Below are 21,583 nucleotides of genomic sequence, written 5' to 3' on the forward strand. Positions count from 1 at the left end.
CGGCCGAGCCGTGCCCGGAGCTTAGTGCGAGTGTAGGTCTCTTGACTTATACCCGGCTTAGATATTAGAACATGTTCTAGAAGTGTGAACCACGCCGGAAGGGCGGATCTTCTTGTGACCATCGCCACCACTGACGAGCACAAAGCCGTCGCGGCGTCGCTGCGGGGCTGGGCGAGCACGGTCGCGCCGATTGAAACAATGCGGACCGGCGGCTCGGCCGCCTGGCGCGGGTACTGGACCGGGCTGAGCGAGTTCGGGCTGTTCGAGGTCGCGCTGCCCGAGGACAATGGCGGTCTCGGCGGCACGGTCGCCGACCTGGCGGTCATGCTCGAGCAGACCGGCGACGACCTGGTCGGCGGTCCGGTGCTGGCCACCGCGCTGGCCGGGCTGATCACCGAGGGAGCGTTCGCCGACGGCACACCGTGCGCGGTCGCGGTGCCCGGCGACGAGCAGTCCGCGAAGGCGGTCGCCACCGATACCGGCTGGAGTGTCTCCGGCACTTGGGATTTCGTCTACGGCGCCGATGAGCTGACCCGAGTTCTCGTGCCCGCCAACACCATCGACGGCACCCTATGGCTGCTGCTGCCCGCTGAAGCGGTGACGGTGACGTCGCTGGCACACGGCGACCACACCGTGCCGCTGGCGCGGGTCAGCGCCGCCGAGGTGGCCGTACCGGCCGATCACGGCTTCGCGCCGACGGCTGATGTCACCGACCTCTTCGTAGCGCTCGTGGTAGCGGAACTGGCGGGCATCGCCGGTTGGACCCTGCGTACCGCGGTCGAATATGCCCGTGTGCGTGAACAATTCGGTAAACCGATCGGCAGCTTCCAGGCGATCAAGCACCTGTGCGCCTGGATGCTGTGCCGCACCGAGCTGATCCGCGCGGTCGCCGCCGACGCCGCCGCCGCGATCGACGAGGGCGGCGACGAGCTTCCGATCGCCGCGGCCGTGGCCGCCTCGGTGGCCCTCGATGCCGCCGTCGACAACGCCAAGGACGCCATCCAGGTGCTCGGCGGTATCGGCTTCACCTGGGAACACGACGCGCACTTCTACCTGCGCCGGGCGAGCTCGCTGCGCCAGCTCCTCGGTGGTTCGGCGCGCTGGCGCGCCCGGGTCGCCGAGCTCACCAGGGCCGGTCGGCGCCGCACCACCGGCGCCGAGCGGGTGCTCGGTGACGCCGCCGTCGACACCGCGCTGGCGGACGAGGTCGCCGCGATCGCCGCGCTCGAGCCCGCCGACCAGACGCGCGCGCTGGTGGAAGCGGGCATGGTGATGCCGCATTGGCCGCGGCCCTACGGCCGTGCCGCCGACCCGATGACCTGCCTGCAGATCGCCGAACAGCTCCGTCGCGCCGAGCTGACGACCCCCGACCTCGCCGTCGCGGGTTGGGCCGTGCCGACGCTGTTGCGCTTCGGCACCGAGGAGCAGATCGAACGCTACGTCTGGCCGACCCTGCACGGCGAGGTCATCTGGTGCCAGCTGTTCAGCGAGCCGGGTGCGGGTTCCGATCTGGCCGCCCTGCGCACCACCGCCGAGAAGGTCGACGGCGGCTGGGTGCTGCGCGGCCAGAAGGTGTGGACCTCGCTCGGCTCCACCGCGAACTGGGGCATCTGCCTGGCCCGCACCGATCCGGCCGCGGCCAAGCATCGCGGCATCAGCTACTTCCTCGTCGATATGCGCGCCGCGGGCGTGCAGGTGCGGCCGCTGGTGCAGATCACCGGCGAGGAGAAGTTCAGCGAGGTCTTCCTCGACGACGTGTTCGTGCCCGACGACTGCCTGGTCGGCGCGCTGAACAACGGCTGGAAGATCGCGCGCACCACGCTGTCGGCCGAACGGGTCGCCATGGGCGGCGGCGGTATCGGTGGCGCGCTCGAAGCCCTGCTCGACCGTTTCCCGGTCGGTGGATGGGGAACGGAACTGCGTGAGGACCGCTTCGGCGCGCTGATCACGTCTTCGGTTGCTGGATCATTGCTGGAACAGCGGATCGCGGTAGCGACAATGGCGGGCGTCGACGCGGGCGCCCAAGCCGGTGTTCGCAAACTGGTCGGTGTCCGGCATCGGCAGGAGCTGGCGGAATACGCGCTGGAACTTGTCGGCCAAGAAGGTTCCCTGGACAGTGATGCTCTGAAAGAATTCCTGCTTACGCGGTGTCTCTCGATTGCGGGCGGTACCGAGCAGATCCTGTTGACCGTGGCCGCCGAACGGATTCTCGGCCTGCCGCGCGATGCGGACAGTTAGCTCGATGAGGGAGGACGCCGTGGATTTCACCCGCGACGAAAGCGCCGACGCCGTAGCCGAGGTAGTGGTAAGCCTGCTCGAACGTGAGCCGGCCAGGGATATGGCCCTGTGGCCGAGCCTGGTCGACTCCGGTCTGCTGGCCGTGCCGGTGCCGGAACGGTTCGGCGGCGACGGTATGGGACTGCTCGAGGTATCGGCCCTGCTCATGGAGCTGGCCACCGACGCCGCGGCGGTCCCGGCGCTGCCGACCTTCGGGTTCGGTGTGCTGCCGCTGCTCGGTGTGCTGTCGGACGAACTGGCCGAACGGGTACTCGCAGAGGTCGGCAAGGGCACCGTGCTCACCGCCGCGCTCAACGAACCGGGCGCGCCGTTCACCACCGCGCCCACCACCAAGGCCGTGCGCGCGGGCGACACGGTGCGGATCACCGGGCGCAAGTCCGGCGTGATCTACGCCGAGCAGGCACGGTGGATTCTGGTGCCCACCGATGCCGGGGTGGCACTGGTCGATTCGGTCGCGCCGGGGCTCGAGATCATCCCGGTGGCGGGGTCGGCGGGTATCCCGGAGGCGACGCTGGTCCTCGACGACGTCGAGATCCCGGCCGACCAACTGCTGGCCGATGACGCGCTGCCCGTCCTGCACCGCCACGCACTGGCCTGTATCGGCGCGGTCGCCGACGGCCTGCTGAAGGGCGCGATCACGCTCACCGCCGAGCACGTGCGCACCAGGGAGCAGTTCGGCAGGCCGCTGGCCGAATTCCAGGCCGTGGCGCAGCAGATCGCGGACCTGTACGTGGTCTCGCGCACGCTGCACGTGGCCGCGGAGTCGGCGTGCTGGGCACTGGCGCAGCCGGACCTCTCGCCCCAGCACCAGTACCGCATCGACGAGGACCTCGACGTGCTCGCCTACTGGGCCGCGGCCGAAGTTCCGCGCGCCATGCAGAAATGTCACCACCTGCACGGTGGACTGGGTGTGGATATCACCCACCCGATGCACCGCTACTACTCGCAGGCCAAAGACCTCGCCCGGCTCCTCGGCGGTGCGGGTCTGCGGCTCGACCTTCTGGGAGCAAGATGTTCATCGATCTGACCGCCGAACAGCGGCGGTTGCGCGAAGAATTGCGTTCCTATTTCGCCGATCTCATCAGCCCGGCCGAGGCCGCGGCGATGGCGGTGGACCGGCACGGCGACACCTACCGCGAGGTGGTGCGCCGGATGGGCCGCGACGGCTGGCTCGGTGTCGGCTGGCCCAAGGAGTTCGGCGGCCAGGGTTTCGGCCCGATGGAACAGCAGATCTTCTTCAACGAGGCTGTCCGCGCGGATGTCCCGCTGCCACTGGTCACCCTGCTGACCGTGGGGCCGACCTTGCAGAAGTACGGCACCGACGCGCAGAAGAAGAAGTTCCTGCCCGGAATCCTGTCCGGCGACATCCATTTCGCCATCGGTTACTCCGAGCCGTCGGCGGGCACCGACCTCGCCGCGCTGCGCACCACCGCGGTCCGCGACAGCGACGGTGACTGGATCGTCAACGGGCAGAAGATCTTCACCACCGGCGCCCACGAGGCCGACTACGTCTGGACGGCGTGCCGCACCGGCACGGTCGAGTCCCGCCACCGCGGCATCACGATCCTGATCGTCGATACCAAGGACCCCGGCTACTCCTGGACTCCGATCATCACCTGCGACGGCGCCCACCACACCAACGCCACGTACTTCGACGACGTGCGGGTGCCCGCGGAGATGCTGGTCGGCGAGGAGAACCGCGGCTGGCGGCTGATCACCACCCAGCTCAACCACGAGCGCGTCAGCCTCGGCCCGTCCGGCAAGATCGAACAGCTCTACGACCGCCTGCACGACTGGTCGGCGGAGCACGGTCTGCTCGGCGAGCCGGAAGTGCGTCGCGCACTCGGCCGGGTGCGCACCATGGTGCGGCTCAACGAGTTGCTGAACTGGCAGGTCGCCGCCGCCGACACCTCCGCGGCACAGAACGCGGTGATCGCCGACGCCTCGGCGACCAAGATCTTCTCCACCGAATCGCTGCAGGAAGCGGGTCGCGTGGTCGAGGAGATCATCGGCCGCTACGGCGACCCCGCCGAGCCCGGCACCGCCGAACTGCTCGGCTGGCTGGACCGGCGTACCAAGCAGAACCTCGTCGTCACCTTCGGTGGCGGCGTCAACGAGATCATGCGCGAACTGGTCGCCACCGCGGGCCTCGATCTGCCGCGCGTCCCCCGATGAACAAGGAGCGGCGCGTGCCGGACAGCATCACCCCCGAGGACATTCCCGAAGCACTGGCGAAATTGTCGGCGGCGGGTGAGTCCGCGCCGCGTGCCGGTCGTGACCCGGTGAACCAGCCGATGATCCACAACTGGGTCGAGGCACTGGGGGACACCAACCCGATCTACGTCGACGCCGAGGCAGCGAAGGCGGCAGGTCATCCCGGCATCGTCGCCCCGCCCGCCATGGCGCAGGTGTGGACGATGAACGGCCTGCGCGGGGTGCGCACCGCCGACGACCCACTCGGCCTGGCGACCCAGCTGCTCGACGACGCGGGTTACACCTCCGTTGTCGGCACCAACTGCGAGCAGACCTACCACCGCTACCTGACGCCGGGGGAGGAGGTGACGGTCAGCAGCAGGCTCTCGGAGTTCAAGGGACCCAAGCGAACCGGGCTCGGCGACGGCTGGTTCCTGACCTTCACCACCACCTGGTCGGTCGGCGACGAGGTCGTCACCGAAATGCTGTTCCGCATCCTGAAATTCGTGCCGGCTGCCGCCGCTGCGACAGCGGAGCAGACGTCGGCATCGCCCAGCATCGCACCCGCTGGTCGCGTCAGCCCGGTCATCTCGCGCGATACCGAGTTCTTCTGGGCGGGAACCGAAATCGGTGAGCTGCGCCTTCAGCGTCTGCCCGACGGCACGCTGCGCCACCCACCCGTCCCCGCGCTGTGGCAGGACAAAGCGGAGACCACCGACTACGTGGTCGCCGCGGGCACCGGCACGGTGTTCAGCTTCGTCGTGCACCACGCGCCCAAGGTGCCCGGTCGCGATCTGCCCTTCGTGGTCGCCCTGGTCGAACTCGACGAGGGTGTGCGCATGCTCGGTGAACTGCGTGGCATCGACCCCGCCGAGGTCGCCATCGACCAGCCTGTCCGCGTCGCGTTCGAAAAGCTCCCCGACGGCACCGTGCTGCCGTACTGGCAGGCCGTGTGATGACCACAAAGGACGCCCCGATGACTCCCACCGTCGAACTCACCACCCTCGCGGTGGGAACCACCCTGCCGCAGTTGGTGATCCACGCCGACCCCACGTTCGTGATCAGCACCGCCCTGGCCACCAGGGACTTCCAGGATGTGCACCACGACCGCGACAAGGCGGTCGAGCGCGGGTCGAGCGACATCTTCGTCAACATCCTCACCGACACCGGTCTGGTGCAGCGCTTCGTCACCGACTGGGCCGGTCCGCGTGCGCTGGTCAAGCGCATCGCTCTTCGTCTCGGCGTGCCGCTGTACTCCGGTGACACCCTGACCCTTTCCGGCACGGTCACCGAGATCGACGGCACCCAGGTCACCATCGACGTGCACGGCACAGACAGCCTCGGCGAGCACATCACCGCCACGGCCGTCATCGCCCTTCCCGATCTGGAGCCGAAATGAGCACCACCTCCGCCGAATCCGCCGGCCTTTCCGGACGCGCCGCCATCGTCGGCATCGGTGCCACCGACTTCTCCAAGGACTCCGGACGCAGCGAATTGCGGTTGGCCGCGGAGGCGGTCGGCGCGGCGCTGGCCGACGCGGGTCTCACGCCCGCCGACGTCGACGGCCTCACCACCTTCACCATGGACACCAACACCCAGGCCGCGGTGGCCAGGGCGGTCGGCATTCCGAGCCTGAAGTTCTTCAGCCACATCGGATACGGCGGCGGCGCGGCCTGCGCGACCGTGCAGCAGGCCGCGATGGCCGTGGCCACCGGGGTAGCCGATGTCGTGGTGGCCTATCGCGCGTTCAACGAACGATCCGGCGCCCGATTCGGTCAGTTCTCGCCCGCGCTGGCCGCCGCGCCCACGTCGTCGGGGATCGACGCGGGCTGGGCCTACCCGCAGGGGCTCGGCACGCCCGCCGCGCAGGTCGCGATGGTCGCCCGCCGGTACATGCACGTCACCGGCGCGACCAGTGCCGATTTCGGCGCGGTGGCGGTGGCCGACCGCAAGCACGCCGCGGTGAACCCCAACGCTTTCTTCTACGGCAAGCCGATCACCCTGGAACAGCACCAGGATTCGCGCTGGATCGCCGAACCGCTGCACCTGCTCGACTGCTGCCAGGAATCCGACGGTGGTGTCGCCATCGTGGTCACGAGCGCCGAACGCGCCCGCGACCTCCCGCAGCGTCCGGCGATCATCGCGGCCGCCGCGCAGGGCAGCGGCGCGGACCAGTACGTGATGACCAGCTACTACCGCGACGCCATGACCGGGCTGCCGGAAATGGGGCTCGTCGGCGACCAGCTGTGGGCGCAGAGCGGCCTGACCGCCGCCGACATGCAGGCCGCGATCCTCTACGACCACTTCACCCCGTTCGTCCTCATGCAGCTCGAGGAGCTCGGCTTCTGCCCCCGTGGCGAAGCCAAGAACTTCATCGCCGACGGCGCCATCGAGCTCGGCGGACGCCTTCCGCTCAACACCCACGGCGGCCAGCTCGGCGAGGCCTATATCCACGGCATGAACGGCATCGCCGAAGCGGTTCGCCAGATCCGCGGCACCTCGGTCAACCAGGTCGACGCCCTGGAACGCATCCTGGTCACCGCGGGTACCGGCGTCCCCACCTCCGGACTCGTCCTGACGTCGTAGCCTCGGCTCTCGTACGCTCGACCGGGTGACTCCCCGCCACCTGGTCGACGTGCACGTCCTGCTGATCCGCGGTGACGAGGTTCTGCTGAGCCTGCGCCGCAGCGGCGACGAGTTCGATCACCGCTGGCACCTGCCGTCGGGAAAGGTCGAAGCCGGCGAATCGGTGGCGGCGGCCGCGGTCCGTGAGGCCGCGGAGGAGGTCGGGGTCGACATCGATCCCACCGCCCTGCGGTTGTTCCACGTCGCCCACGTCACCGCCCCCGGTCGCGACGCCCGGCTCGGCCTGTTCTTCCGCGTCGAGTCGTGGCGCGGTGAGCCTTTCAATCGGGAACCCGATAAATGCTATGCATTGCAATGGTTTCCGCTGACCGAGTTGCCCGCCGACCTGATCGAGTATTCCGCGCTCGGATTGGCCGCGCTGAATTCGACCGCCACCTATTCCGAATTCGGCTGGCGGGACTGACTACTCGTCAGGAAATCGGCCAGCGGTCGGGCGAGCTGGTCGACGGTGCCCGCTGTTCCTGCGCGCAGTCCCGCGAACCGATCGAAGACGAGTCCTTCCAGCAGTGCCAGGAAGTCGTGCGCCCACTCGCGTGGTTCGGCGGCGCCGAGGGCGCTGAACAGGTCTGTCGCGCGGTCCAGGGAGAACAGGCTGCCCGCCAGGCGGCCGTGCAGTTCTGGGTCGGACAGGACCTCGATGATCAGGGCGTGCCGCGCGATCAGCTCGTTACGGCGATGGACGAGTAGCTGATCGAGCCAGGTCGCGATGTCGTGCGCGACCTGCACGGGATCCATCGGCCGACTTGCTGATTCCGCCCGCGCGACCCGCGTCAGGTCTTCCGGGCCGGTCGATGATTCGTCCTGCGCGGCCACGAAATCCGCGCGTGAGCGGGTGGTGATCCCGTCGGCCACCGCCTCGATCAGGGCTCGTCGCGTGCGGAAGTAGTACGAAGTCGAACCCGCGGGCAGGGCCAGCTGGGTGTCCAGCGCGCGGTGGGTGAGCGCGCGGATGCCCCGGGTCGCGATGAGTTCGATGGCGCCCGCCACGATCTGTGCCCGCCGGTCTGTGGACATCGTCACCTCTCCTGGCCGTCGGCGACGCCCGTCCTCTACAACTGTAGAGGAACGAGGAGGTTCGCATGAAACCCGACACCGTGGTGCTCGACCCCGCACAGCAAGCGGCCCTACACGCGCTCGAATCACTGCTCGATCCGGTCGACGGGCACCTCGCACACGGTGGGCCCCTTGCTCGACGCACTGGTCGGTTCGGCCTCCCGCGCCTCGCTGAAAGCGGCGGTCGGCGATCGGGCGCTTTCGCCGCCCTGCGCGGGCGCCCGGCCGCACTCGGCAACCAGCAGGCAGATCGCCCCGGGGGCTCCGGCGATCCGAGGGCCGATCGCGGCGGCATCTACCTGCACGGCCGACCGGGCCGCGGCAAGACCATGGTGATGGACCGGTTCTTCGGCGCGGTCGAGACACGGCGCAAGCGCCGCTTCCACTTCCACAGTTTCTTCGCCGCCCTCCATACCGCCACGCACACGCTGGGTTCGATCGAACGGGCCATCGACGAACTCCTCGGCGACGCCGACCTGGTCTGCTTCGACGAATTCCACGTCACCGATATCGGCGATGCCATGCTCGTCGCCCGCATGCTCGAAGCCCTCTTCGCCGACCACCGCACCCTCGTGGTCACCTCGAACTACCGGCCCGAGGAGCTCCTGCCCAACCCGCTGTTCCACGACGCGTTCCTGCCCACCATCGAGTTGATCCTCGCCCACCTCCACCCGGTCGCCCTCGATGGACCACTCGACTACCGCACCCGCACGTCACACCGCGACACCGGCTTCCTCGCGGGTCGCTACGTGCTCACAGTGGGTGCCGGACCCCTGACGGGTGCCGGCCCCGTCGAGGTGTCCCTCGGCAACGGCCGGAGCATCCGCGCCCACGCCGCCACCGATGCCATCACCCTCGATTTCCACGACATCTGCGCCGCCCCCACCAGTGCCGCCGACTACCTCCGCCTCACCGAGCGCTACCGCCACTGGACCCTGCGCGAGGTCCCGCCGCTGCGCGAGGTCCCGCCGGACTGGTCGATGCGCCTGGTGAATCTCGTCGATGTCCTCTACGACGCCGATCTCCCGTTCACGATCCACGCTCCGGAGCCCGCGCACGACCTGACGGCGGGCGTCCCGGCGATCCCCGATCTGGCTCGCACCGCCAGCCGCCTCGGTGAGTTGCCATTAACTGGCGTGTCGGACGTTCGCACTGCTTAGCAAGCCCTTGATCGCGGGGGGACAATAAGAGGGGAGGGGTCCAAAAGCATCGATTTCCTCTCGAGCGGACCACTCGGCATGTAACTATGTGGCTGTTTTGTGCAGTCTCTGGGGTTTGGTGGTACAGCTGTGATCGGGGTGAATCAGCCCATTACGCGGGCGATCGTCGTGATCGCACTGGTCGTCGCTTCGACGATCGCGTTGCAGGGCACGCTGCCCGGCTCCGGCGCGACCTCGACCGGAGCCCCTTCCGCGCTGCTCGTCGCCGTGATGCCGGTACTGCTGCTGGTCTCGATCGTCATCCTGGTCGCGGGCGTGATCGCCAGTCAGCACCGCCTGCCGCTGGCGATGCCGGAAGCCGAACGCGACGCCATGCCGCGCATCCAGTGGCGCAGGATGGCGCTGCTGGTCCCGGTCGCCGTCGCCGCGGTGGCGCTGATCTTCGCAGGCGGGGTCACCGCACTGTTCCTGCTGCCCGGCGCCCGCCCGATGCGCCCGGCCTCCGAGACGCTGACCGAGGGCTCCGGCCCCGTCCCCACGACCGACACCCATGCCGCGGATCCCACCACCGGACCCACCGAACTCACCGGCACCGCCCTGGTGATCGCGGCGATCCTGGCCATCGTGCTGATCGTGGTCGCGCTGGTCGGCCTGGTCGTCGTGGCTGTCGCCGCGCGTCGTGAACCGGCCCCCGTCGCGCCCGTCGAGGACGAACCGACCTCGAGCGAAGTCGATTCCCTCACGCGCGCCGCCGAAATGGGCCTCGCGGCGATGAACGCCCCGGGTCAGGACCCGCGCACCGCCATCATCGCCTGCTATGTGGCGATGGAGCGCGGTCTGTCCAGCGACCGCGCCGCCCGCCCGCTGGCCTCGGACACCCCGATGGAGGTGCTGGCCAGAGCCTTCGAAAGCGGTGTGCTGCACGATGCTTCGGCCCGCGAGCTGGTCGCGCTGTTCGAGGAGGCGCGGTTCAGCCCGCACTCGATGCTCGAATGGCAGCGCATGCGCGCCGAACAACTGCTGCGCATCGTCCTCACAGACCTGCAGCGCAGGCTGGTGACGGCATGAGCGGACCGGAGGCGGTAGCTCGCGTCACCGCGCAGGTCACCGGAGCATGCCAGGAGGGCTCAGCGTGAACCGGACTTCGGTGATTGTGACGGCCGTGCTCGCGGTCGCGGTGATCGAAGTGACGCTGGTGCGTCTTGATCGTGACTCGGTGCTGCTCGCGGTCGCCGTGCCGGTGGCCGCGGCGCTCGCGATGCTGGTCCGGTCGCTGCGGCACCGCGTGATCCGTGAGGAACCGCTCACCGAGTACATCGACAACGGTCCGGCGGAGATGCTCGGTCGCTGGCACGCGCGCGCCGAGATGCTCACCGCCCGTGCCGACGGCACCCGCGCCGACTGGGACCGCCACCTGCGGCCACTGCTCGCCAAGGAATTCGAGCTGTCCACCGGGTTGAGGGTTTCCAAGAATCGCCGGGCCACCGAGGCCGCCGGTCAGCTGCAGTTCGGACCTGAACTGTGGCGCTGGGTGGATCCGGCGAACTCCGCGCTGCGCGATCACACCGGTCGCGCACCGGGTAGAGAGGCGCTGGATGAGATCCTGCGCCGTTTGCAGACGATGTGAGGGGTTAGAGGCCACCGATGACAATGCCGTTGAACGTGACCGTCCAGCGCTCCGATGCCGTACTGCGTGAGCTGGGCCGTGTCGTGGTCGGCAAGCGAGATGAGTTGCAGCTCATCATGATTGCCGTGCTGGCCGGAGGCCACGTACTCATCGAGGACCTGCCGGGCCTCGGAAAGACCCTGATCGCGCGGTCTTTCGCGGCCGCGCTCGGCCTGGACTTCACCCGCGTGCAGTTCACGCCCGATCTACTGCCCGCCGACCTGCTGGGTTCGACGATCTATGACATGGCGTCGGGCCGGTTCAACTTCCGTCGCGGTCCGGTGTTCACCAATGTGCTGCTCGCCGACGAGATCAACCGCACGCCGCCCAAGACCCAGGCCGCGCTGCTGGAGGCGATGGCCGAGGGCCAGGTGAGCATCGACGGCGAAACCTTCCTGCTCCCACAGCCGTTCGTGGTGCTGGCCACCGACAACCCGATCGAGTACGAGGGCACCTACCCGCTGCCCGAGGCCCAGCTCGACCGCTTCGCCATCCAGCTGCGCCTCGGTTACCTCTCCGAGGCCGACGAGACGCAGATGATCCGGCGCAGGCTCGAACGGGGTTCCACCGCACCGCAAGTGGGCCAGGTGGTCGACGCGCAGGGGCTGATGGAGATGCGTCAGTCGGTCGAGTTCGTCACGGTGCACCCCGACGTCGTGAGCTACGTCGTCGCGCTGGCCTCGGCCACCCGCAGTCATCCGCAGGTGGAAGTCGGCGCCAGCCCACGTGCCGAACTCGACCTGGTGCAGATGTCGCGGGCGAGGGCGCTGCTCCTCGGGCGCGACTATGTGATTCCCGAAGACGTGAAAGCCCTCGCGGTGGCGGCGATGTCGCATCGCATCACGTTGCGCCCCGAAATGTGGGTGCGTCGTATCCGCGGCGAGGACGTCATCACCGAACTACTCCGCCGGCTACCGGTGCCCCGCGCCACGAGCACATGAAGCATCGCGACGAATCCAGAACGGTCGAGGTCGACCTCCGGTGGCGGCCCGCGCCACTGGTGTTCATCCTGGCCGGTTGCGCGGCAGCGGCACTGGTCGTCGCGGTGCTGCTGGGGCAGTGGCAGCTGGTCGTCTTCGCGGCGCCGATGCTCGGTGTGCTCGCCACCGCGCCGTGGCAGCAGGCGCCGACCAGGGTCCAGGTCGACGGCAGCGGCACCGTGCGCTGTTTCGAGAACGAGGTGATCGGTTGCAGCGCGGTCGCTTTCGTCGAGAGCGGGCACGCGCTGCTGCGGATGACCGCCCTGCCGATGCCCGGCCTGGAACTCGAGGTCGAGGAAGCCCACGATTCCGGTGGTGCGCCCGCGGGTATGCGGCTCGGGCTCTCGGCCACCCGCTGGGGCCGGTATCCGGTGCAGGTGAAGGTGTCCGCGCTGAGCCCGGCCGGTCTCGCGGTCGCGACCACCGAGCTGCCCGCGGCCAAGCTCTACGTGTATCCCATCGCCGATCCGCAGCGAATGCGCATGCCGCGCACCGAACTTCCCGACCGCATCGGCACCCACCTGACCCGCAGGCACGGCCCCGGTGTCGAATACGCCGACATCCGCGCCTACACGCCGGGCGATCAATTGCGCGCCGTCAACTGGCCGGTGAGCGCGCGGCGCGGCAGGCTCTACGTCACCCAGCGGTTCACCAACCGCTCCGCCGACGTGGTCGTCATGGTCGACACATCTCTGCAGGCGCCCGGCCCCGCCAGCGCTTCGCTGGAACTGTCGGTGCGCGGCGCCGCCCAGGTGGTGCAGTCGACTCTGCAATCCGGCGACCGCACCGCCGTGGTCTGCCTCGGTGAATCGCCCCGCTGGCTGCGCCCCGACATCGGCCGCAGACAGTTCTACCGCATCGTCGACACCGTTCTGGGCGTCGGCGACGAACACGTCGAGACCACCGGCACCCTGGCGCCGCACGCCGCCGTGCCGATCGGCGCGATCGTGGTGGCCTTCTCCACCCTGCTCGACACCCAGTTCGCGCTGGCCCTGATCGACCTGCGCAAACGCGGCCACGTGGTGGTCGCGGTCGACGTCCTGCGCGGTACACCCTTCGAGGACGGCCTCGACCCGACCATGGCCAAGATGTGGCAGCTCGAACGGGCCTCGATGTATCGGGACATGGGCACCGTCGGCGTCGACATCATCGCCTGGCCCGAAGACACCCGCCTGGACCAGGCCATGCGCCTGCTCCCCGAACACCGCCGAGCAGTACGGGTACGCCGATGACGAGATTCCTTGCTCTGCTGGCCGGTCTGCTCCTGGTCGCCGCGGTCGCGCTGATCAATCCCCTCGCCGGGGTGCCCGCGCTGGCGCTGGTGATCGCGAGCTGGTGGTGGCGCCCGGCCTCGGTCGGCGCGGTGCTGATCACCGTCGCCGCTCTTGCTTTCGCCGACGTCGGCGTAATAGCCGCAGCGGCAACAGGTTTGGTTGCCACCACCTACCTGCTCAACGCGGCCGTCCTGCACGCCCCCGAGGGCGTGGTCCCCACCACCATCCCCTCGGTGGGCGGCGCGGTCCTGTTCACCATCGCCGCCGCCACCGCGGCCTGGGTCCCCGTCCAGCTGATCTGGGCGCCTCTGGCCGCGCCCATCCTCATCGTCGCGATCTACGCGCTCCTGGTGAGCGGCCTCTCGGCCAAGGGTCCCACCGTCGAAGAGATCCGCACCGAGTAGGTCGTGGTCAGGCGGGATCTTTGACCAGCACCGCGCGGGTGTAGAGCAAGGCGAAGCCTTGGGCTTGGGAGTTCTGCTGGGATTTCGATCCGGGCTGGGTGGTGACGACCGCGAGGTCGCAGTCGGCCGCGGCCGCCGCGTTGAGCCGGGTGGAGAGCAGCGCTGTCTGGACGCCTTGTCGACGATGCTCGGGGAGCGTCGCCGCCCCGGCGAGAGCGGCGATGCCGCCGGCCAGGCGAAGGCTCGCGCCGCCTGCGGGCTCGCCTGCGCGGTAGGCCACATAGCGATGGGTGTTGTTGGTGGCAGCCAGGTCTCGGACGGCGGAGGCGAGGATGTCGCGAGGGAAGTCCTCGGTGGCGGGTAGGCCGTCGTCGTCGGGGTGGGCGAAGCCGTCGACGACGATATCGAGCCAGGTATCCATGTCGTCGTCATCGCGGCGCACCTCGACCGACTGCGGAATCTGCCACGCACGGCCGCGCAGGCGCAGGCCGAGCACGTTCTCGAACGATGTCAGCCGATACCCGCGCGCGGTCAGTTCGGCGCCGATCCGCGGGTCGGCGAGATGGGCCAGCTCGACCTGGACCGGCGCCCCCACCTCGGCATAAGCCTGTTCGACCGCCTCCCACTGCGCCGTCGAGGGCACCCCGGTGAAGCCGACGCCGACCACCTTGTTCAACGGCGAGTTCGGGCCGGCGAAACACGCTGCGCCACCGGCGATCTCCTGTGCAAACCCGCCGGTCGTCGTGGTCGCCCTGCGGAGTCCCGCGTTCACCCCACCGGCAATGGCCTCGGTCTCCATCCGCTCGATTCGACCGGTCATGCCGGTATCGCAGAACAACGCCGCCGCATCCTCGCTCATCAGCCAGTTATATCGCCCCTGTCCAGCGAGTTTCCGAGGGTCGGCGGACTAGCGGTCGGGCCGCCAGGGGATTCGCCCGTCGCCGTCGCCGGTGGGGGTCCGGTTCTCGGACCAGTCCCACAGGGGCTGGAGAGACTCGGCGAGGAGGGCGCCTTCGGTGGTGAGCTCGTAGGCGCCGCGCTGGCCGTTCTTGCGGATCAGCGCCGCGGACTGGAGCTGCTGGAGGCGGTCCGAGAGCATGCTCGACGAGCAGTTGCCCATGCGCCGGCGCAGGTCGAGGAAGCCTAGGGGGCCTGGCTCGAGTTCCCAGATCACGCGCAGCATCCAGCGCTGGCCGAGCAGATCGATCGCGGCCAGGATCGCTTGCGAGGGTTCGTCGCCGGTTGCGCTTCTCATTCAGAAGCACGATAGTTGCTTCTGAATCAGAAGCGTTATGACCGGTCGGGGATGTGGCGAGGAGATCGACGATGGATTCGACAATTCAGCGAATCGTGCTGGTGACCGGGGCCTCGCGGGGCATCGGGGCGGAGGCGGCCGCGCAGTTCGGGGCTGCGGGGGCGCATGTCGTCGTGAACTTCCGCGAGAAGCGCAAGCGGGCCCAGGATGTCGTGGACGGGATCGTGACGGCGGGCGGCAGCGCCTCGGTGCTCGGCGCCGATGTCTCCGATCCGGCGGCTGTCGAGGCAATGGTCGAGGAGGTCGGCCGGACGTTCGGCCGGCTGGATACCTTGGTGCTCAACGCGTCCGGCGGACTCGAGCGGGACGCCGATGCCGGGTACGCGCTCCGACTCAACCGGGATGCGCAGGTGAACCTGGCGACGGCGATGCTGCCGCTGATGCCCGAGGGCGGCCGGATCGTGTTCGTCACCAGCCATCAGGCGCACTTCATCCACGAAAACGACAACGTGCCACAGGGTTACACGCCGATCGCACGGAGCAAGCGGGCCGGCGAGGATGCGCTGCGAGCGCTGATCCCCGAATTCCGTGAGCGCGGAGTCGGTTTCACGGTGGTGTCCGGCGACATGATCGACGGGACGATCATCGTCCGCCTGCTGGAACGGCGCGACCCGGGCAGTGTCGAATCCCGCCGCGCGGCCGGCCCGTTGCCCACGGTCGAGGACTTCGCGCGCGTGATCGTTCAGGCCGGCACCGACGCGGTCGTTGACGGCCACACGTTCTACGTCGGCGGTCACGACTACCAGGCTGCATCGCGGCGGTGACGGACTAGATCCAATTGGATCGAGTCGAACCCGCAGCAGTTAGTCCTTGGGATCGCTGTGCACAAAGAAGCTGTGTGCAGAGAAACAGCACCGGGCCGGCAGGATATCTGCCGGCCCGGTGCTGGGTGAGGAACTATCAGGCGGTGACCGAAGCTTCGCGCTGGAGTTCCAGGGCGATGTCGATGAGCTGGTCTTCCTGGCCGCCGACGAGCTTGCGCTTGCCGGCGCGGACGAGCATTTCGGCGGCGGAGACGCCGTAGCGTTCGGCCTGGCGTTCGGCGTGGCGCAGGAAGCTGGAGTAGACGCCCGCGTAGCCCATCATCAGGGCCTGACGGTCGAGCAGGCATTCCGACGGCATGGCCGGGCGGACCACGTCCTCGGCGGCGTCGGTGACGGCGAAGAAGTCCACGCCGGTCTTGACACCGAGCTTGTCGCAGACGCCGATGAAGGCTTCGACCGGCAGATTGCCCGCGCCCGCGCCGAAGCGGCGAGCCGAGCCGTCGATCTGGGTGGCGCCCGCGCGCACGGCGTAGACCGAGTTCGCCACGGCGAGGCCGAGGTTCTCGTGGCCGTGGAAGCCGACCTGGGCGTCGTCGCCGAGTTCGGCCACCAGCGCCGAGACGCGGTCCGAAACCTGTTCCAGCACAAGCGCGCCCGCCGAGTCGACGACGTACACGCACTGGCAGCCCGCGTCGGCCATGATGCGCGCCTGCTTGGCCAGCAGTTCCGGGGTGGTGCTGTGCGCCATCATCAGGAAGCCGACGGTCTCCAGGCCCAGATCCCGCGCGTAGCCGAAGTGCTGAATGGACACATCGGCTTCGGTGCAGTGGGTGGCGATGCGGCAGATGGACGCGCCGTTGTCCTGCGAGATCTTGATGTCCTCCTTGATGCCCACACCGGGCAGCATCAGGAAGGCGATCTTGGCCTGCTTGGCGGTCTCCGCGGCGGCCTTGATCAGTTCCTGCTCCGGGGTCTTGGAGAACCCGTAGTTGAACGAGGACCCGGCCAGGCCGTCACCGTGGGTGACCTCGATGACCGGGACGCCGGACGCGTCGAGCGCGCCGACGATGTCGCGAACCTCGGTCACGGTGAACTGGTGACGCTTGTGATGCGAGCCGTCACGCAGCGAGGTATCGGTAACGCGCACATCGAGTTCGCCCGAGTAGGGCTTGCGCACATTGCTCATGATTGAGTTCTCCCTTACACCCGAGCCGAGATGATTTGATCGGCCAGCACATCGCCGACCTTGGTGGCCGCGGCCGTCATGATGTCGAGGTTGCCCGCGTACGGCGGCAGGAAGTCGCCCGCGCCCTCGACCTCGACGAAGATCGACACCTTCGCCAAGCCGCCGGATACCAGCGACGGGTCGTCGAACTGCGGTTCGTTGAGCAGCCGGTAGCCGGGCACGTACTCCTGAATGGACTTCTCCATCCGGAAGATCGACTCGGAGATCGCGTCGCGATCGGCGTCCTCGGGGATGGCGCAGAAGATGGTGTCGCGCATGATCATCGGCGGCTCGGCCGGGTTCAGGATGATGATGGCCTTGCCGCGTTCGGCGCCACCGATGGTCTCCACACCCTTGGAGGTGGTCTTGGTGAACTCGTCGATGTTCGCGCGGGTACCCGGACCGGCCGACACCGAGGACACCGAGGCCACGATCTCGGCGTAGGACACCGGGACAACCCGCGAGACCGCGTTGACCATCGGAATCGTGGCCTGGCCACCGCAGGTGATCATGTTGACGTTCGCCGCGTCCCGCAGCGAATCCAGGTTCACCGGGGGGATCACGGCCGGGCCGACGGCGGCCGGGGTGAGGTCGACGGCACGGATACCCGCGGCCTCGTATTTCGGCGCGTACGCGCGGTGCACGTAGGCGGAGGTGGCCTCGAACAGCAGATCCGGCTTCTCGTCGAGGGCGAGCAGCCAGTCCGCGCCCTCGGCGGAGGTTTCCAGACCCAGCCCGCGTGCCCGCTTCAGCCCCTCCGAATCCGGGTCGATGCCGATCATCCAGCGCGGCTCGATCTTGTCCGAGCGCAGCAGCTTGTAGAGCAGATCGGTGCTGATGTTGCCGGACCCCACGATCGCGGCGGTGACTTTGCTGGTCACGGTGTACTCCTTGGGAAGTCTGGTTCAGCGGAAACGCAAACGGACGGAACCGAGTCCGGTGAACTCGGCGAGGAAGTCGTCACCGGGGCGGGCGTCGATGGCGCGGGTGCAGGAACCGGGGAGCACGATGTCGCCCTTCTTCAACCGCACCCCGAAGGTCGCGACCTTGCGCGCCAGCCACGCGACGGCGATCACCGGATCGCCCAGCACCGCGTCGCTGCGGCCCTCGGCGATGACCTCGCCGTTGCGGGTGAGTACGGCGTCGATGGCCTTGATGTCGATGTCGCCGGGTGCGACGCGTTCTTTGCCGAGCACCCACCCGGCCGAGGAGGCGTTGTCGGCGATGGTGTCGGTCAGGCCGATCTTCCAGTCGTTGATGCGCGAGTCGATGAGTTCGATCGAGGGCGCGTACGCGACGGTCGCGGCCAGCACGTCGGCCTCGGTGCAGTCCTCGCCGGGCAGATCGGCGCCGAGCACGAACCCGACCTCGACCTCCACGCGCGGCAGCAGGAACTTCGAGGTGTCGACGGGGACGTCTTCGTAGACCTCCATGTCGGCGAGCAGGTGACCGTAGTCGGGCTCGTCGACGCCCATCATCTCCTGCATCGCCTTCGACGACAGCCCCACCTTGTGCCCGACGACCTTCGCGCCGGACCGGAGCCTGCGCTGGATGTTGAGCAGCTGGATCTCGTAGGCGTCGACCACATCGATATCGGGGAACCGGTCGACGAGCGGCGGCACGGCGACCCGGTCGTCTTCGGCGCGGGCGAGTTCGTCGGCGAGTTGAGTTCGTACCGCGTCAGGCAGCACGCGGACCTCCTTGGCAGCACGGTCGGAAGGATCTGGATGCCAAAACTGTAACCGGTTTTCCAGTTCAGCATCAGCCGTTCACCTGACAATACAACGCTACATCTGGTGATTTCTGCAACATGTTCTACTGAGTTCTACTTTTATCTGTCCAACGACCGGACCCTTCTATAACGTGTTCTACATGAGTGATCGGGAATACGATGTCGTGGTCGTCGGTAGCGGCGCCGCCGGGATGACCGCCGCCCTCGCGGCGGCGCACAAGGGACTGAGCGTTGTGCTGCTGGAGAAGGCCGCGCACTACGGTGGGTCGACGGCCCGATCCGGCGGTGGCGTCTGGATTCCGGGCAACAAGGCGTTGCTCGCCGCGGGCCGCCCCGACGACCGCGAGGACGCGCGCACCTACCTGCACAGCATCATCGGCGACGTGGTGCCCGCCGAGAAGATCGACACCTACCTCGATCGCGGCGCCGAGGCGTTCGACTTCGTCCTCGACCACACCCCGCTGAAGATGAAGTGGGTTCCCGGCTACTCCGACTACTACCCCGAGGCCCCGGGCGGGCTCGGCCAGGGACGTTCGTGCGAGCCCACGCCGTTCAACGGCAAGGTGCTCGGCGCGGAACTGGCCAATCTGGAACCGCCCTACGCCAAGGCGCCGCTGAACGTGGTCGTCATGCAGGCCGACTTCGTACGGCTCAACCTGATCCGCCGTCATCCCAAGGGCGCGATGCGGGCGCTGCGCGTCGGCGCGCGCACCTACCTGGCCAAGTGGACCGGCAAGCATCTGCTCGGCATGGGGCAGGCCATCATCGCCGCCATGCGCAAGGGCCTGCTCGACGCGGGCGTGCCGGTGCTGCTCAACACCCCACTCACCGACCTGGTGGTCACCGACGGCAAGGTCACCGGGGTCAAGGCCACCGTCGACGGCGAACCGGTCACCTTCACCGCGCGCTACGGCGTGGTCCTCGGCGCGGGCGGGTTCGAGCACAATGCCGACATGCGGGCCAAGTACCAGCGTCAGCCGATAACCACTGAGTGGACAACCGGTGCCGCGGCCAACACCGGCGATGGCATCGTCGCGGGTATGGCAGCGGGTGCGACGGTCGGATTCATGGAGGACGCCTGGTGGGGTCCGACGATCTTCAAGGGTGGCAAGCCCTGGTTCGCGCTGGCCGAGCGCAACCTGCCCGGCACCATCATGGTCAACGACCGGGGCGAGCGGTTCGGCAACGAGTCCGCCCCCTACGTCGAGGCGGTGCACACCATGTACGGCGGTGAGTACGGGCAGGGTGCGGGCCCCGGCGAGAACGTGCCGTCCTGGCTGGTGTTCGACCAGCGCTACCGCAACCGCTACATCTTCGCGGGCCTGCAACCGGGACAGCGCTTTCCGTCGCGCTGGATGGAGAACGACTACATCGTCAAGGCCGACACGATCGGGGAGCTCGCCGAGCGCATCGGCGTGCCCGTCGACAACCTGACCTCGACGATCGAGCGGTTCAACGGCTTCGCCGCCGCGGGCGAGGACGAGGACTTCGGCCGCGGCAACAGCCACTACGACCGCTACTACGGCGACCCGACCGTGAAGCCGAATCCGTGCCTGGCCGAACTGTCGCAGGGCCCGTTCTACGCGGCGAAGATGGTGCCCGGCGACCTCGGCACCAAGGGCGGCCTCGTCACCGATACGGCCGCACGTGTGCTGCGCGAGGACGATTCCGTCATCGACGGCCTCTACGCCGCGGGCAACACCAGCTCGCCGGTGATGGGCCACACCTACGCGGGCCCCGGCGCCACCATCGGCCCCGCGATCACCTTCGCCTACCTGGCGGTCCTCGACATCGTCGCCAAGAAGGCGACCGACTCGACGAAGGCGACAGCATGAGGGTCAGCCCGACGATCACGATCGGCTACCTGGCGGTCATCGACGTCTCGACGACCGGGTCGGCGGACGAGGTCGACGGATGAACGAGCCATTCGTACTGTTCAGCAGACATGCAGGAGTAACCCATGCCCATTGATCTGGCGACCGCGCTCGGCGCGACTCTGCCCTCGCGCGAGTTCAGCTGGACGCCCACCGACGTGCAGCTCTACCACCTTGGCCTCGGCGCGGGCGCCCGCCCGACCGACCCGGCCGAGCTGGCCTACCTCGACGATCGCGCACCCCAGGTGCTGCCGACGTTCGCGACGGTGGCGCCGACCCTCGGCGAAACCGAGCCGCCGCGAGTGAGCTTCCCCGGCATCGAGATCGACCTGGCCAAGGTGGTGCACGGGCACCAGGAAGTAGTGGCGCACAAGCCGATTCCGGCTGCGGGTAAAGCACTCTGGGCAGGTCGGATCGTCGAGATCTGGGACAAAGGCGCCAACGCGGTGATCGTGCAGGAGCACACCATCACCGGATCCGACGGTGAACCGCTGTGGACCGCGCGGTCCTCCATTTTCGCCAGGGGTGAAGGTGGTTTCGGCGGCGAGCGTGGTCCGAGTGCCCGCGTCGAACTGCCCGATCGCGCCCCCGACGCGGAGCTGCTCACCCCCACGTTGCCGCAGCAGGCCCTGCTGTACCGCCTCTCCGGCGATCGCAACCCGCTGCACTCGGACCCCGAATTCGCCCGTGGCGCAGGTTTTCCCGCCCCGATCCTGCACGGGCTGTGCACCTACGGCACGGTATGCAAGGCCATCACCGACGCTCTGCTCGACAGTGACGCGGGCCGGGTCGGCGGGTTCCGGGCCAAGTTCGCCGGCGTGCTCTACCCGGGCGAGACCTTGCGCACCAAGGTGTGGCGCGAGGGCGACCAGTTGATCGCGGTCGTCACCGTGGTCGAACGAGACGATGCCCCCGTCCTCAGCGATGTCGCCCTGCGTATCGCCTGATCCGAAGCACTGATCACCAGGTCGCCGGAGCGTGAGAACGCCGGTGGCCTGG

Annotated in this window: 22 protein-coding genes; 16 read left to right on the forward strand and 6 right to left on the reverse strand. The window is 68.5% G+C overall.

The genetic code is table 11. The annotated features are described in order from the left end of the window. Window positions 1–114: 114 nt before the first annotated feature. The 7 genes from ACWDXS_RS32295 to ACWDXS_RS32325 are packed head-to-tail and all read left to right on the forward strand — an operon-like array spanning window position 115 to window position 7,540. Window positions 115–2,238: an acyl-CoA dehydrogenase family protein gene (locus tag ACWDXS_RS32295; RefSeq protein ID WP_449971585.1), complete on the forward strand. Its 2,124-nt coding sequence runs from the start codon at window positions 115–117 to the stop codon at window positions 2,236–2,238. 4 nt (window positions 2,239–2,242) lie between these two features. Next, window positions 2,243–3,325: an acyl-CoA dehydrogenase family protein gene (locus tag ACWDXS_RS32300; protein WP_379312350.1), complete on the forward strand. Its 1,083-nt coding sequence runs from the start codon at window positions 2,243–2,245 to the stop codon at window positions 3,323–3,325. Continuing rightward, the gene (locus ACWDXS_RS32305; RefSeq protein ID WP_378990706.1) at window positions 3,310–4,473 is read left to right on the forward strand and encodes an acyl-CoA dehydrogenase family protein; all 1,164 of its coding nucleotides are present in this window, start codon (window positions 3,310–3,312) and stop codon (window positions 4,471–4,473) included. Before ACWDXS_RS32300 ends, ACWDXS_RS32305 begins: the two co-directional genes overlap by 16 nt. A 14-nt stretch (window positions 4,474–4,487) precedes the next feature. After that, window positions 4,488–5,447, forward strand: a complete 960-nt coding sequence (locus ACWDXS_RS32310; protein ID WP_449971590.1) for a bifunctional MaoC family dehydratase N-terminal/OB-fold nucleic acid binding domain-containing protein — start codon at window positions 4,488–4,490, stop codon at window positions 5,445–5,447. A 20-nt stretch (window positions 5,448–5,467) separates the two neighbouring features. Then, window positions 5,468–5,890 carry a MaoC family dehydratase gene (locus ACWDXS_RS32315; protein WP_449971594.1) on the forward strand — a complete coding sequence of 141 codons (423 nt, stop codon included), beginning with the start codon at window positions 5,468–5,470 and terminating at the stop codon, window positions 5,888–5,890. Further along, window positions 5,887–7,077: a lipid-transfer protein gene (locus ACWDXS_RS32320; RefSeq protein WP_378990703.1), complete on the forward strand. Its 1,191-nt coding sequence runs from the start codon at window positions 5,887–5,889 to the stop codon at window positions 7,075–7,077. The genes ACWDXS_RS32315 and ACWDXS_RS32320 overlap by 4 nt, the downstream gene beginning before the upstream one ends. A 25-nt stretch (window positions 7,078–7,102) precedes the next feature. Next, complete coding sequence (locus ACWDXS_RS32325) at window positions 7,103–7,540, forward strand: NUDIX hydrolase (protein ID WP_449971597.1); 438 nt, start codon at window positions 7,103–7,105, stop codon at window positions 7,538–7,540. On the opposite strand, the gene ACWDXS_RS32330 is transcribed toward ACWDXS_RS32325, so the two are convergent. After that, the gene (locus tag ACWDXS_RS32330) at window positions 7,513–8,151 is read right to left on the reverse strand and encodes a TetR/AcrR family transcriptional regulator (protein ID WP_449971600.1); all 639 of its coding nucleotides are present in this window, start codon (window positions 8,149–8,151) and stop codon (window positions 7,513–7,515) included. The genes ACWDXS_RS32325 and ACWDXS_RS32330 overlap by 28 nt on opposite strands. A gap of 65 nt (window positions 8,152–8,216) precedes the next feature. On the opposite strand from ACWDXS_RS32330, the gene zapE reads away from it, so the two are divergent. From zapE to ACWDXS_RS32360, 6 genes are all read left to right on the forward strand, one after another. Further along, window positions 8,217–9,350, forward strand: a complete 1,134-nt coding sequence (gene zapE / locus ACWDXS_RS32335; RefSeq protein WP_449971603.1) for a cell division protein ZapE — start codon at window positions 8,217–8,219, stop codon at window positions 9,348–9,350. Between the two features lie 138 nt (window positions 9,351–9,488). Continuing rightward, window positions 9,489–10,418 carry a DUF4129 domain-containing protein gene (locus ACWDXS_RS32340; protein WP_378990699.1) on the forward strand — a complete coding sequence of 310 codons (930 nt, stop codon included), beginning with the start codon at window positions 9,489–9,491 and terminating at the stop codon, window positions 10,416–10,418. Window positions 10,419–10,482: 64 nt separating this feature from the next. Further along, a complete protein-coding gene (locus ACWDXS_RS32345; protein WP_449971607.1) occupies window positions 10,483–10,977 on the forward strand; it encodes a hypothetical protein in 495 nt (164 codons plus the stop codon). Between the two features lie 17 nt (window positions 10,978–10,994). Next, the gene (locus tag ACWDXS_RS32350; protein WP_378970823.1) at window positions 10,995–11,957 is read left to right on the forward strand and encodes an AAA family ATPase; all 963 of its coding nucleotides are present in this window, start codon (window positions 10,995–10,997) and stop codon (window positions 11,955–11,957) included. Further along, the gene (locus ACWDXS_RS32355; RefSeq protein ID WP_101464690.1) at window positions 11,954–13,228 is read left to right on the forward strand and encodes a DUF58 domain-containing protein; all 1,275 of its coding nucleotides are present in this window, start codon (window positions 11,954–11,956) and stop codon (window positions 13,226–13,228) included. Before ACWDXS_RS32350 ends, ACWDXS_RS32355 begins: the two co-directional genes overlap by 4 nt. Beyond that, window positions 13,225–13,674 carry a hypothetical protein gene (locus tag ACWDXS_RS32360; protein WP_387446236.1) on the forward strand — a complete coding sequence of 150 codons (450 nt, stop codon included), beginning with the start codon at window positions 13,225–13,227 and terminating at the stop codon, window positions 13,672–13,674. The genes ACWDXS_RS32355 and ACWDXS_RS32360 overlap by 4 nt, the downstream gene beginning before the upstream one ends. Window positions 13,675–13,681: 7 nt before the next feature. On the opposite strand, the gene ACWDXS_RS32365 is transcribed toward ACWDXS_RS32360, so the two are convergent. Both ACWDXS_RS32365 and ACWDXS_RS32370 read right to left on the reverse strand, forming a co-directional pair. Further along, on the reverse strand, window positions 13,682–14,512 hold the full coding sequence (locus ACWDXS_RS32365; RefSeq protein ID WP_449971642.1) for a GNAT family N-acetyltransferase: 831 nt from the start codon (window positions 14,510–14,512) through the stop codon (window positions 13,682–13,684). A 69-nt stretch (window positions 14,513–14,581) separates the two neighbouring features. Next, window positions 14,582–14,929: a winged helix-turn-helix transcriptional regulator gene (locus ACWDXS_RS32370; protein WP_379312357.1), complete on the reverse strand. Its 348-nt coding sequence runs from the start codon at window positions 14,927–14,929 to the stop codon at window positions 14,582–14,584. A 71-nt stretch (window positions 14,930–15,000) separates the two neighbouring features. On the opposite strand from ACWDXS_RS32370, the gene ACWDXS_RS32375 reads away from it, so the two are divergent. After that, on the forward strand, window positions 15,001–15,753 hold the full coding sequence (locus ACWDXS_RS32375) for an SDR family oxidoreductase (protein ID WP_449971612.1): 753 nt from the start codon (window positions 15,001–15,003) through the stop codon (window positions 15,751–15,753). A 136-nt stretch (window positions 15,754–15,889) separates the two neighbouring features. Here the strand turns inward: ACWDXS_RS32375 and dmpG are convergent, their stop codons facing one another. From dmpG to ACWDXS_RS32390, 3 genes are read right to left on the reverse strand one after another with little or no spacing between them, the layout of a single operon-like run. Beyond that, window positions 15,890–16,939 carry a 4-hydroxy-2-oxovalerate aldolase gene (gene dmpG / locus ACWDXS_RS32380; RefSeq protein ID WP_387446239.1) on the reverse strand — a complete coding sequence of 350 codons (1,050 nt, stop codon included), beginning with the start codon at window positions 16,937–16,939 and terminating at the stop codon, window positions 15,890–15,892. A gap of 14 nt (window positions 16,940–16,953) precedes the next feature. Continuing rightward, on the reverse strand, window positions 16,954–17,859 hold the full coding sequence (locus ACWDXS_RS32385) for an acetaldehyde dehydrogenase (acetylating) (protein ID WP_378990693.1): 906 nt from the start codon (window positions 17,857–17,859) through the stop codon (window positions 16,954–16,956). Window positions 17,860–17,883: 24 nt separating this feature from the next. Then, window positions 17,884–18,669, reverse strand: coding sequence for a 2-keto-4-pentenoate hydratase (locus ACWDXS_RS32390; RefSeq protein WP_449971615.1), 786 nt, complete (start codon window positions 18,667–18,669; stop codon window positions 17,884–17,886). A gap of 172 nt (window positions 18,670–18,841) precedes the next feature. Between ACWDXS_RS32390 and kstD the strand changes: the two genes are divergently transcribed. Both kstD and ACWDXS_RS32400 read left to right on the forward strand, forming a co-directional pair. After that, a complete protein-coding gene (gene kstD, locus ACWDXS_RS32395; RefSeq protein ID WP_449971618.1) occupies window positions 18,842–20,545 on the forward strand; it encodes a 3-oxosteroid 1-dehydrogenase in 1,704 nt (567 codons plus the stop codon). A gap of 125 nt (window positions 20,546–20,670) precedes the next feature. After that, complete coding sequence (locus tag ACWDXS_RS32400) at window positions 20,671–21,531, forward strand: MaoC/PaaZ C-terminal domain-containing protein (RefSeq protein WP_378990690.1); 861 nt, start codon at window positions 20,671–20,673, stop codon at window positions 21,529–21,531. Window positions 21,532–21,583: the final 52 nt, after the last annotated feature.

The sequence above is a fragment of the Nocardia sp. NPDC003183 genome (assembly GCF_053590715.1).